Here is a 12,286-nt window from a genome sequence, read left to right as displayed (position 1 = left end):
GGCTTGTTTATGAAACATAAGTCTACTATTGGCAATTTACCCGTATATAAACCAGGAAAGCCCGTTGAAGAAGTGAAAAAAGAGTTGGGACTCAGTGAAGTGATTAAGCTTGCATCAAATGAGAATCCTTATGGCAGTTCGGCGCTTGTGAGGGATGCAATTCAGGCAGAACTTGCAAATCTGAGTATCTATCCAGATGGTTCAGCAGGAGAGCTTACAGCCGATCTTGCCGTACATCTAGGTGTGCAAAAAGATCAAATAATTTTTGGCGCAGGTTCGGATGAAATCATTGCCCTGATCGCTAGAGCTTTTTTTGTTTCCGGTGACGAGACGATCATGGCGGATCAAACGTTTTCAGTATATAAGAGTAATGCAGATATTGAAGGAGCAGTAAGTATTGAGGTTCCACTTGTTGACGGTACGCATGATCTAGAAGGTATGTTATCAAAAGTGTCCTCCAAAACAAAAATAATCTGGGTATGTAATCCGAATAATCCAACAGGCACCATTATCACCGAGAAAGAGCTTATTTCCTTTATGGAACGTGTTCCTTCCCATGTGATGGTCGTTCTTGATGAAGCTTATTTTGAATTTGTTACAGATGAATCCTATCCAGAAACGATTCCTATGCTGGAGAAATACAGTAACCTTGTCATACTGCGAACATTCTCCAAGATTTATGGACTTGCGTCTTTACGGATCGGCTATGGGATCGCGAGTTCCGAAGTAATCTCTTTAATTAATCAAGTCAGAGAACCGTTTAACACGACAAGATTTGGTCAGGTTGCTGCTCGTGCGGCTCTGCAAGATCAAGACTTTGTAAAAGATTGCCGTGATAAGAATCGTCAAGGTGTTACTTATTTGCAAAGCGAATTTGATCGTTTAGGACTTCACTACTTCCCTTCACAAGGTAATTTTATACTTGTACAAATTGGCAGACCGGCTGCCGAAATGTTTGATATCTTACTGCGACAAGGGATCATTATCCGTTCTGGGTTCCAGGTTTATCCTGACTACATCCGGGTATCTGTAGGTACCCCAGAACAGAATCAAGCGTTCATCAAAGCTCTAGAGCATGCGCTTACCCCTGAACGCTCGGAAGTATAGTGGACTCGGAATGAGAACAGAAGGAATAAACTGCAAAATTGCAATCTTTGGCGTGGGACTCATCGGAGGGTCTCTCGCCCTTTGTTTTAAAGGGAAGCCGGGAATAGAAGTAGTCGGTTATGCGCATGAACCGGAAATTCAAGAAAGATACCTAAAGAGCGGCGTACTTGATCATGCGACCTTATCCATTGAAGAGGCAGCACTGGGTGCCGATTTTATTTTTTTAAGTGTACCGGTCGGCATGCTGAATTATTATCTTCAGGAACTAAATAAACTCCCGCTAAAGAAAGGCTGTATCATTACGGATGTAGGCAGCACCAAAGCCTCGATTACATCCGCTGCGAAGACACTCAATTTTCGAGATGTGTATTTTATAGGCGGGCATCCAATGGCAGGTTCAGAGCGGTCTGGCGTAGAGGCGGCTTCACCGCTGCTATTTGAAAATGCATATTATGTTCTTACACCTCAGCCAGAGATCAAGGAAGACGTCTATAATAAGCTCCATCATCTGCTGTCTTATACTAGAGCACAAGTCATTCGGGTAGAACCTGAACATCACGATGATATCGTGGGCGCTATTAGTCACTTGCCTCATATTATTGCAGTAGCATTAGTTAATCAGATCAGCGGCTATAACCAAAATGAACCCTTATATCAGCTGCTTGCAGCTGGAGGATTCCGTGATATTACCCGTATTGCATCGAGCGACCCGGTAGTATGGCGTGATATTCTACTTAGCAACCGTGATGTATTACTGCGGCTTCTTAGGGACTGGAATAAGCAAGTAGGCCAGTTTACTCAGGTGCTGGAGGAAAGTAATGGGGAAGCAATCGAAGCCGCTTTTCGTGAAGCCGGTTCTTTTCGAGATCAATTACCGGAGCGAAGAAAAGGAATCATCAATGCTTTATTTGACATATATATTGATGTTCCGGATACCCCGGGGATTATTGGCCGGATTGCTACGGAACTGGGGACGGCTCGGATCAATCTGAGCAATATGCAGATCATTGAGAGCAGAGAAGATGTACCCGGCATTCTCAGACTGTCCTTTCGGCAGGAAGAGGATATGGAGAGAGCGATTGAACTTCTTACTAATCTGGGTTATACCGTACGAAGCTAAGAGAGAGGGAAAGCCCTCTTTCTTTGTTTATAAAACCGCTTTCTTTATGCGAATATGCAAGATCCTAAATAAATGTATAATTATGGTTGACAAAATGAAAACGGATACATATAATAAAAGTACAGTATGGTTTCTCTCCACTCCTATCCAATAACTGTGTTGCCCCGAAAATGGGCGACGGGCCGCGATTTTTGCGGCCTCTTTTTTTTTAGAAGAGGAAGAGTTTGCTTTTATATTTAAAGTGACTTTTTGGGAATATCTCTTTTACTTCACCCCAACGGAAATGAACAAGTGTAACTTCCCCAGGTTCGATCTTATCGACTAAGAGTTCTACAGATCGTCTTTTATCTTCATCGTTCAGTACTTCAAGAGCTTCTGCTAATTCATCAATAATATCACCCAGATCACCAAACGATTTAGATTTAGGCATTGGTATTTTTTCCATTAGTTTAATTATTTCTTTTTTTCTTTTAGAATACCTTCTGATGGTATTCTCGTATTGTATTTCAGATATTTTACTATGAAGGAAATAAGCATCAAACAACTTTTGTTCTGCTTGTTCTAAATCATATAACTCCTTGTTAAGTTGCCTAATAGTAGACATTTCTTTATCTGAATCAGAATTTGTTGAAATTTCAGGCAATATATCGTTTCGGTCAATTCGATTCTTAGCAATGTTAGAAATCAATTTTAAAATAGCATTATTTAAACTAGGTTGATCGAAGTTCGGGCTTTTACAACGACCAATTTCATTTTTTTTGCTGCATACATACTTTCGTGATCCTTTTTCTGAATTTGATGATATCCATTCCATATCTTTTGGCATTTTCAGAGCAAGGCTATGTATCATCTATCTTCGCTATACTTAAAACACCAATGTGCTTTCTATAGCTTGACTTCTTTAATTCAAACTTCATTTGATACCTTCAATTTACAAATTGCCTCAATAGCGATATATTCAAATTAAATAAAAGATTCAAGAGGTTAATCTATAAATGTCATCATATAGAATTCATAATAAAATATAGTTTTTTTGTCGTTACTTTATCTGGGACGAAGGAACAGTGTGTCAACATGAAGATTTAATAGATTACGGTAGTCAAATAGAGAAGTATTCGGAGTCTATTGTTAAAAAACTTACTTATACTGATATATATATTAGAATTACGAGGTGTAGAAATGAAAGAATTCATCGAGGATTTGAGTAGACATGATACTGCGCCATTTCTTTTTTTAGGCTCTGGTTTTTCTCGTAGATACTTAGGAACACCTAGTTGGGATGGCTTATTGGAAACCAGTGCGTCTTGGATGGGAAAAAACTTTAAAGAGTACATATCAAAAGTATCTACCTATAATCAAGAGCACCCTATGTATTTGCCTCATCTAGCCACATTGTTGGCAAAAGATTTTTCAGAAGTTTGGTGGCAAAAACCAGAATTTGAATTACAGCGGGAACAGCATTCTAGCATTGTAAGTGATTATCGAAGTGCTTTAAAGATTGCTATTTCTGAGTACCTTGGGAAGTTTGAACTTGTTAGTAGTCCTGATATTCAAGAAGAATTAAAAGCTATTAGTGATCTTAGGGATAGGAATTCAATCGATGGTATTATTACAACGAATTGGGACTGTCTCAGTGAGAATATTTTTGACTATAAAAAGTATATAGGTCAGCAAGAACTTTTATTTTCAAATGTGCTTAATGTGGGCGAGATACTTAAAATTCATGGATGTATAACCTCTCCAAACTCATTAATTTTGGATGAAAAAGATTATGAGTCATTTAATAAACGAAATCCTTATTTGGCTGCAAAATTAACTACTATTTTTATTGAGCATCCAATTGTGTTTATTGGTTATTCAATACGTGATACTAACATAAGAGAAATATTGGACTCTATTATCTATGGTATAGGTTCACAAAATGTCAATAAGTTTGGACGTAATATCTATTTTGTTGAACACGATTGGGAAAATAAAGGGTATATTTATAGTCAAATCCCTATTGATCTACAAAATGGTAATCTTGATATAAATTATATTAGAACAAATGACTTTGTTTCTCTCTATAAAGCGCTGGGGCAAATTGAAAGAAAATTTTCTGCTAGGCTTGTTCGCCAAATGAAAGAGCATCTTTATGAATTACTACTGACAGATGATCCGAAAGAACAAATTTATGTAGCTACAGGTTTAGAATCAGAAGAGGATCTGGAAAAAATACAGTTTGTTTATGGTGCGGGAATTATAGAGAAAGTATCGCAAACTGGATATAGTACGTATCCAAATGATGTACTACTTAAAGATATAGTAGGTATTGGGGATAATAATTTTGATTATGCTTCAATCGTAACTAAGACTCTCTTGATACCAGGAAAAAATCATATCCCTGTCCATAAATTCATCAAGATGAGTAAATTAAAAGAAAGTGAAATTCCTTATAGAGTGTTGGATAGAAAAGCATCTAAGCATACAGATGTAATATCACAGCGAAAATCTTTGAGAGATATGAGGAATAAGATCAACGAGGTTAATGATAATTATGAGTCTCTGGAACAACTCATTAATTCAGATCTTTCGAAAGATAAAATTTTGGAAAATGCAGTATACATTCATCCTTCAAAAATTAATACTGAAGTGTTGAGAAATTTAATAGTAATTAATATTACAGATAACGGAATTCTTTCTACTCATATAAGGAGATTAATTAAATACTATGATTGGCTGAAATATGGATTAAATAAAGATTAGAAGAGAAGTAATTAAATCATAAGTTGAAAACTGCACGGCACTGTTCATTACTGGACCCACTACTGATATCACACCGAAGAAGTAAATTAAAATAAAAAGAGGCAGCTTTTTAAGCTGCCCTTATATTATCTGCCATATCTAAACTCACAAACTCCGCGCATATAATGCTCATCTTTCACCTTGATGCTAGTCTCCGTAATTCCCTCAATTACACCGCTTCCAACGAGTTCAGCACCAATGAATATAATAATTGACGTCCGGTCCATTTGCGCTGTATACAGGTGAATATAAGAGGTTAACGATTGCCTGTGCCGTTTTGAATATTGGGTATGTTGCATATAATCGCATTCCTTTCGTGGATATTTTTGGAATTATATTTCGACAAAATAGAACGGTATTCCTGCATGGTACTTAGTATATGAGAGATCAATATAAATTTAGTTTAAATGTTGCTTCTTTCAGTTACTAAAAGGAATTCGATTTATTTATAGATAAAAAAGACCCTTGTTTCCAAGGGTGTAATTTTTTTATAGTTTTTGAATAGTAGAAATCGTAATTAATGTTGCGTTGGTTGTTCCTCCACCTACATTGGCAAAAGAATAGGCAGCGGTCGGAACACCTCTTAATCTAATGGTGTCACCTTCAAGAATATCACCTGTTGAACCCAAATAATAACCTGTGACTGAATTAAACTCATCGTCCATAATATGTACGTAAGCTAATGTTCCATAGTCAGTTTCTTCTTCTTGAATACTAATTACATCTCCTGAAATTGAGATCATTTTATCCAGATAAGGAGTAATGTTTTTTTGAAGGTGCTTAGTAGTGATATTTGGATCGGCTGCATCTTGAGCCGCCTGTTTTGCTTCTGCTGATATAGCTGGAAAGAGAGTATAGTTTTCTACAAGGTAATTGTAAGTCTTATCATTTATCTCAGCGATATTTTCAGTTATGCTGGGTACTAAAATTTTCATGAGTCCGGCTGTCTGGGATTTCTTTGCTTCCTCTGCCGCTTTAGCCTCAGCCTCGGCCTCAGCTTTTGCTTTTTCCTCTGCTGCCTTAGCAGCTGCTTCAGCTTTTGCCTTTTCTTCAGCTTCTTTTTGTATATTACCTTCATCATTTGTAGCTTCTACATTGTTCTTCGAAGTGTCTGATGCTATATTCGCTTCAACTCCCTCAGTTGGGGGTTGCTCTGAATCAGCTGTCTCAGTAGTACTTGGATCAGCAATTATGGCTACGATAAATAAAAAGAATAATACCAAAGAAGTAAGAAATTTCTTTTTGGCGAGGCCGTTTTTTTTAACAAGTGCAACTAATCCCAGTACTAAGTAAATTATGAAACCAAGAAAACTTATCAATCCTATAAACATCCACATGCAAATTAATCCTCCTAATATTGTTATATTAAATCAAAATACAGTCTAACAGAACTAGGTATATTTATCCATGTATTGCGTAAAAAAAAAGTAACTAAATGCAAAGTTTACATTCCTATGTATGGAATATTGTTGAAAAATATCGTTATACGTCATATAATGGGAACAAATGTTCTGTATGAGTGATTATTGATGTTGTTAGAAACTACAGCTGTCCCGGAACATTTACTGCTAAATAAAAGGAAGCTCGTCCGAAACGTGATTAATTTATATTGCAAGAGTTGGCAGAAAAATTGGAGGTAGCAAAAGCGAATAAAGACCTTCTTACATTGTTTGGAAGAGGGAAAAGCCGATAACTAGAGAGATTGAGAAGATGGATGGAGGAACGAACTTGTTCATTTTAAGGGAAAATATGGTGTAGTAAAATTACGTTTATAGATATATTTAGAGCTACTAACCCAGAGTCATTTTGACTATTGGATGAAATATTACTAAATAATGTAAACTTTTAGTTGACAAAATTCCTAAGGGAGATGTAGCGCTTTTTAATCCGCTATATCCTCTACATCGAATTCATACAGCTCTTCAAGCGAACAACCCAGTATCATTTGAGCATTTAAAATGTTTTCGGGTTGCATAACTCTCTCATTTGAACAGAACTAAGATACCATTTGTCGTGATCTTCCAGTTCGACGAGCATATTCAGCTTGAGATAACCCTTCTGTAATGAGTTTCTGCAGGTTGCATCTCCCTCGGGAGATTTTAGGAAATTAAAATAATCCTTTCAATTATAAGATAGAGATAATAATGAAGGGATTATAACAAGGTATCACTAAATGGTAAACAAAGGCAGCATGAAAGATACTCAACAGGGAGGGCACAAGTTATTTAATGGTACGATGGAGCATATAAAAAAACATGCTCCCAATCACTTGAATGATGATCTTATGCTTCTGGAAGATATTTTTCTGCAGAAAAATACCCAAGTGGTGAAGACTGCTCATAGACTTGGGTTTAGTGATGCGCTAATGCTTAAAGAAGAGTTACATAAGTTCTTTAAATAAAACTTCAGTTACCAGATAGGAGTCTCCACTCCTATCCAATAACTGGTTGTTCTGAAAGATGAACAACGGGCCGCGATGATTCGCGGCCTCTTTTTTTTGTAGTGAAAGACTTGCTTCTGTAAGTAAAGGAGATTTATCAGAAAAATTTCATAATCAACTGCCATTAATTAACTGTATAAAATCTAGGGTGCCGCGTAAGATTGATTTTGTTCTACATATTGGTTATATAGAGAACATCAGTCATCAAGATCATTCACAAAAGAGAAGGTGTAGCATTGTTATTATTTATCATGTTTATTTGTCTTTTATTCTCCATACTCTTTATAGTGAGAGAGGGAGAGAATATTCTCAGAAAAGTCTCTTTTGTAGTATTAATTACCAGTGTACTATTAAGTATACTACTTCTTAATCATGCTACATTTGGTGGTATGAATAACGATATTGAATTTCTTTCCATTTTTGTTTTCAGTGCATCCTCGATTTTTGAGAAAGTTGAAATATTGTTTTGTATTTCTTTAGTAGCAATGACTGTCTATATTTTTTCTAATAAAAATCAATAATTTTCAATCAAGAAATTGTAATAACATAGATTTCGAACAATGGGCTGCGATGAACTCGCGGCCTATTTTTTTGCTTACATAACTAGATCAAACTAGTCCGCTTTAGTCTTAAAGTATTATAGACATAAAATAAATAACAAATTTTTCATAAATTAAAAGGGAAACTCTGGTTGGTTATATGGTATAATGTTCCTTGGAATTACAGGAATGTTTAGGAAAGTGTTACTACATAAGGATTTAGAAGCAAGAGAGTAAGAACTAGCAATCTATTTACAACCTAATAATAAAAATTACATTTCTGTAATTATATTCAATCATAAACGTAGGTTCCCGCTCTAAAAAGTGTTGTTACAGGTATTTTTAATACCTGGGCACTATGGAACTGCAAGGAGGAGCTTAGACCTAATGGATGATTCAGAGTTGATTAAAGAAATAAAAGCAGGAAATGTCGAGCTGTATTCTGAGCTCATGGGACGATATGAAAGAAAGATGTATGCTTTTGTCTACCACATGCTTCGCAGTTCAGGACTTGAACATATGTCAGAAGATTTAGTATCTGAAACTTTTTATAAAGCTTATAAAAGCCTAAATTCCTTCCGCGAGATTGATGCATCTTTCTCCACCTGGGTGTATACTATTGCTAGAAATACGGTTCTTAGCGAACTGCGAAAACATCGAGGAAGTAATATTCCGCTTGAAACAAGTGGAGTTACTCCTGTTGCGTCTTCGGATACAGCTCCTGAACAAGCGATGCTGAGGAATGAACGTGTCATTAAAGTGCGTGAAGCAATTAATAATTTGCCTGATAAGCAGCGAACGGCTCTTATACTCCGTGAATATGATCAGCTTGAATATCAGGAAATTTCGGATATTTTAGGGCAGACGGTAAGTTCCGTCAAATCTTTATTGTTTCGTGCACGGATGAGCGTCAAGAATCAGTTGCATTCGTATTTCTTTGAACCGATCTATGAGGAGTATGAAGGGATGAAAAGTCAATGAATTGCAACGAAGCCCAGGAGTGCATGGCACAGGTTTGGGATTTGTCCGCACATCATCCGGTACGAGTTGAACTGAATAAACATATAGAAGAATGCCCTGATTGTGCCTTTGAATATAGCATGTGGGAGGAATTATATGATCTGATCCCCGAGACTTCAGATCCTGTTCCTGAGAAGTCGCTTCAATCGATGCACAATAAGGTAATGGACAAGATATACAGCGACCATCCGCATATTCAAAGAACAGATATCAAACCCTACAAATGGATGGACACAACGGTTAATCGTTATTCTATCTGGATTTCTGCCTGTTTAGCCGTGTTGTTATGCAGTATTGTACTGATGGTATGGAAGATAAGTATGAATGACGCTACAGGCATAAACAACGATGCGGGGATTGTTCCTACCGGAATAGCGAGTAGTGCACCGGCCTTCAGCTTGCCTTATCATGATCCAAAGGGTGCTTCTGGGATTATTGAACCTTTTGTAGCAGGAATTCCAGCTTACCCTGAGTACTGGATAATCATATCTCTGCTAGCTTTGGGGATGGCTTTATTCTCTTTACGCAGAATGCATCATATAACAAAATAACAAAAAGAGAAGGAGGCATATCTTGAAATGAGAATTGGTTTAATACGTCATGGACTTACCGATTGGAACGTAGCTGGACGAATACAAGGTCGCAGTGACATTCCTCTGAATGATGAAGGCAGACTGCAGGCCAAGCTGCTTGGAGAACGTCTTCTCACTGAACCCTATGAATGGGATTATATTATCACGAGCGGATTGTCTCGTGCACAGGAAACAGGAGAAATTATAAGCCGTATTATTAATGTTCCTATGCTGCCGCCTGATGAACGACTTCAAGAAAGATCTTTTGGACAAGCCGAAGGTCTAACGCAAGAAGAACGAGAAGCAAAATGGGGAGTGGATTGGAATTCATTAGATTTAGGGCAGGAAAAAGAACCTGATATGCGGGTAAGGGCCTTAACCTTTATTAATGAGTTAGCCGAGACACATCCTCATCAGCATATTCTTGTTGTTTCTCACGGGGCTCTGCTTGCTCAGTTATATAAAGCACTTTACGAAGATCGATATAACGAGAGAATTGGAAATTTGTCTCTTACCATACTTGAGAACGAAGAAGAAAAATGGAATCCGTTGCTTTATAACTGTACGAAGCATTTACAGGAATGTTCGTTTGAAAAGTCAAAAAAATAATTGGTGTGTAAATAACTCGAATGCAGATTCGGGTTATTTTTTTTGCCGTAAAGGAATAAATGTTGCAATAATTCCCATAATGGTAGTAAAACGGCGAGGCGATGGGACAATGAATTTAGCGGATCTACTTACATATGCTGACATTGGTCAGCTGAACCGCATTGCAAACCATTATGAATGCAGCAGCAACACCCATTCCAAACATGAGTTAATTCAGAGTATTTTAGTGACTCTTGGTAATTCTTCCTTTATTGAAGAACTGGTATATGATCTGCCAAAGGGTCAGCTTAGCTTTCTGAATGCACTATTGTTTGATGGAAGGGTAAATTACAGCATAGAAGAACTTACGGCCCTTGCAAAACAAGCAATGGAACCCAAAGGCGAACGTCCTGCTGCCTATTTTCGCGATATTGTTGTTCAGTTTACGAAGCGCGGCTGGTTATTTAACGGTTCAACACAGCAAACGAAATATTTGTATCGTGTTCCCCAAGATTTAAAAAAGAAATTTATGGGCGTAATACGTTCAAAATTTATACAGCTTGCTGAAGTTGTCCCTGAACCTTCTGTCTATCGTGAAGAACACCATTTACTGTTCGAGGATATGAAATTGCTGCTTACATTCACTGATCAGTATGAAATTCCTCTGAATCAGGAAGGATTTATGTATAAGAGGACGCAGCAGCAACTGCTGGATTTTCTACATGTAAAAGAACCATTGGTAGGAAAAACAGGATGGCGTTTCGGATATGGGAGAAGCTATAAAGAATACCCTGATCGGTTAGCTCTACTGTATGATTATGCGATTCATCAGCGGTATATAGCAGAAAACAATGGAATTCTTGCAATTACCGATGAAGGCACTCATGTTTTTGAGAAATCATCAGACGAAGAGTTGATGCAGATTTTTCGCTATTGGTTAAGACTTTATAAAGGAGCCATTCCGTGTCTTGCTTCTGTGGTGTATTGGATTGGGGAGTGTGCGAAGGAATGGACTACGGTTTCCTCTTTACTGGAAAGCATGGGTGAGATCATTCATCCCTTCTATTACGATACGAATGAAGCTGTTCTGAAACAGCGAATACTTCAAATGATGATGCATCTAGGAATGGTTCGAATCGGAGAACATGAGGAGAAGGGACCGGTTGTTAGAATGACACCTTGGGGGAACCGGTTAACGGTAACCTGCAATGCGGTTTAGTACATCTCGTTAACCCGTGATAATAACTTAGCTTAGCCTGATAATATAACAATTGGTTGGAGGTGCATCCTATGGATAAAATGAAAGTTACTTACGAGGTCATGTTAGGACTGGCTGCAGAAATGGTCTGGGACGCGGCATTACGCAAACATCGGAGTGAACAATTATATGATGAAATTGACAAAGCACTGGCATCGGGGGATGAAGTGGCTTTCCGCAGCCTGACGGATGAACTGAGATTAATTATTTCGTAAGACAAACCTTAAAAAAAGAACCCTTCTCTGAAAAATGAGAAGGGTTTTTTTGTGAATCTTTAGAATGTCTTTCCAGTTATGGTTTCGAACCTTATAATAGAAGTAATACATAAAGAGGAGGCAGACTCTTGAAATTCAGCGAGATTACATCAGAAGATTGGGTAGAATTACAGCCTTACCTAGATACATGTCTCATACCATACACCGCACTTACGGGATGGGAATCCCCTTACGAGGCGGTGATTGCACTTGAAAGGCTAAGAGATTTTCTGGACTACGTTGAAATTCCTTTCAAGGGGCGAGTAGTTACCTATCCTGCGGTTCATTATAGCCAAGCTTCGCAATTACAGTATTTAAATGAGCTGTGCTCACATCTAAAAGTGGGCGGATTTAAATATGTCATTGTGATGACTGCTGACGAAGCATTGGTTCAAGCTGAACTTCCTGAGGCAGATCTAGTCTTATCTTTAGCTGCGTTACTTGGGAAGGAAGAATGGGAACACGCTAATGAAAACGAATTAAAGAAGGATATCCAAAGTCAAATCTATCAAATGTGGAATTAATCCATTTCATAGGGATATGTGACAAATTACCAACATTTTTATTGTAACGCTTCCATTCCCTGTTTGAAAAGTTGTGACAA

General features: G+C 37.6%; 13 protein-coding genes. 10 read left to right on the top strand and 3 right to left on the bottom strand.

The window, feature by feature from the left end:
* Nucleotides 1-9 precede the first annotated feature (9 nt).
* Complete coding sequence (gene hisC / locus GQY27_RS08470; protein WP_160033249.1) at nucleotides 10-1,107, top strand: histidinol-phosphate transaminase; 1,098 nt, start codon at nucleotides 10-12, stop codon at nucleotides 1,105-1,107.
* 10 nt (nucleotides 1,108-1,117) lie between these two features.
* Nucleotides 1,118-2,227, top strand: coding sequence for a prephenate dehydrogenase (locus tag GQY27_RS08465; protein WP_160033247.1), 1,110 nt, complete (start codon nucleotides 1,118-1,120; stop codon nucleotides 2,225-2,227).
* 208 nt (nucleotides 2,228-2,435) lie between these two features.
* Here GQY27_RS08465 and GQY27_RS08460 read toward each other — a convergent pair whose 3' ends face one another.
* Nucleotides 2,436-3,041 (bottom strand): zinc ribbon domain-containing protein, encoded by a 606-nt coding sequence (locus tag GQY27_RS08460; RefSeq protein WP_160033245.1) that lies wholly within the window; start codon nucleotides 3,039-3,041, stop codon nucleotides 2,436-2,438.
* Between the two features lie 365 nt (nucleotides 3,042-3,406).
* Between GQY27_RS08460 and GQY27_RS08455 the strand changes: the two genes are divergently transcribed.
* Nucleotides 3,407-4,972 (top strand): SIR2 family protein, encoded by a 1,566-nt coding sequence (locus GQY27_RS08455; RefSeq protein ID WP_160033243.1) that lies wholly within the window; start codon nucleotides 3,407-3,409, stop codon nucleotides 4,970-4,972.
* Between the two features lie 125 nt (nucleotides 4,973-5,097).
* Here the strand turns inward: GQY27_RS08455 and GQY27_RS08450 are convergent, their stop codons facing one another.
* Together GQY27_RS08450 and GQY27_RS08445 are read right to left on the bottom strand one after the other, a co-directional pair.
* Nucleotides 5,098-5,310, bottom strand: a complete 213-nt coding sequence (locus GQY27_RS08450; protein ID WP_160033241.1) for a hypothetical protein — start codon at nucleotides 5,308-5,310, stop codon at nucleotides 5,098-5,100.
* 189 nt (nucleotides 5,311-5,499) lie between these two features.
* The gene (locus tag GQY27_RS08445) at nucleotides 5,500-6,348 is read right to left on the bottom strand and encodes a hypothetical protein (RefSeq protein ID WP_160033239.1); all 849 of its coding nucleotides are present in this window, start codon (nucleotides 6,346-6,348) and stop codon (nucleotides 5,500-5,502) included.
* Nucleotides 6,349-7,184: 836 nt separating this feature from the next.
* Between GQY27_RS08445 and GQY27_RS08440 the strand changes: the two genes are divergently transcribed.
* The 7 genes from GQY27_RS08440 (at nucleotide 7,185) to GQY27_RS08410 (ending at nucleotide 12,206) form a co-directional block, all read left to right on the top strand.
* Entirely contained in the window at nucleotides 7,185-7,412 is a 228-nt protein-coding gene (locus GQY27_RS08440) for a hypothetical protein (protein ID WP_160033237.1), read from the top strand.
* Nucleotides 7,413-8,377: 965 nt separating this feature from the next.
* The gene (locus GQY27_RS08435) at nucleotides 8,378-8,971 is read left to right on the top strand and encodes an RNA polymerase sigma factor (RefSeq protein ID WP_160033235.1); all 594 of its coding nucleotides are present in this window, start codon (nucleotides 8,378-8,380) and stop codon (nucleotides 8,969-8,971) included.
* Nucleotides 8,968-9,561, top strand: a complete 594-nt coding sequence (locus GQY27_RS08430; protein WP_160033233.1) for an anti-sigma factor family protein — start codon at nucleotides 8,968-8,970, stop codon at nucleotides 9,559-9,561. Before GQY27_RS08435 ends, GQY27_RS08430 begins: the two co-directional genes overlap by 4 nt.
* Nucleotides 9,562-9,588: 27 nt before the next feature.
* Complete coding sequence (locus GQY27_RS08425; protein WP_160033231.1) at nucleotides 9,589-10,191, top strand: histidine phosphatase family protein; 603 nt, start codon at nucleotides 9,589-9,591, stop codon at nucleotides 10,189-10,191.
* A 109-nt stretch (nucleotides 10,192-10,300) separates the two neighbouring features.
* The gene (locus GQY27_RS08420; RefSeq protein ID WP_160033229.1) at nucleotides 10,301-11,389 is read left to right on the top strand and encodes a hypothetical protein; all 1,089 of its coding nucleotides are present in this window, start codon (nucleotides 10,301-10,303) and stop codon (nucleotides 11,387-11,389) included.
* 71 nt (nucleotides 11,390-11,460) lie between these two features.
* Entirely contained in the window at nucleotides 11,461-11,643 is a 183-nt protein-coding gene (locus tag GQY27_RS08415) for an IDEAL domain-containing protein (RefSeq protein WP_160033227.1), read from the top strand.
* Nucleotides 11,644-11,771: 128 nt separating this feature from the next.
* On the top strand, nucleotides 11,772-12,206 hold the full coding sequence (locus tag GQY27_RS08410) for a DUF2487 family protein (protein ID WP_160033225.1): 435 nt from the start codon (nucleotides 11,772-11,774) through the stop codon (nucleotides 12,204-12,206).
* Nucleotides 12,207-12,286 lie beyond the last annotated feature (80 nt).

The sequence above is a fragment of the Paenibacillus sp. An7 genome (assembly GCF_009870785.1).
GTDB lineage: Bacteria > Bacillota > Bacilli > Paenibacillales > Paenibacillaceae > Paenibacillus.
This window is presented reverse-complemented; position numbering and strand designations above follow the sequence as displayed.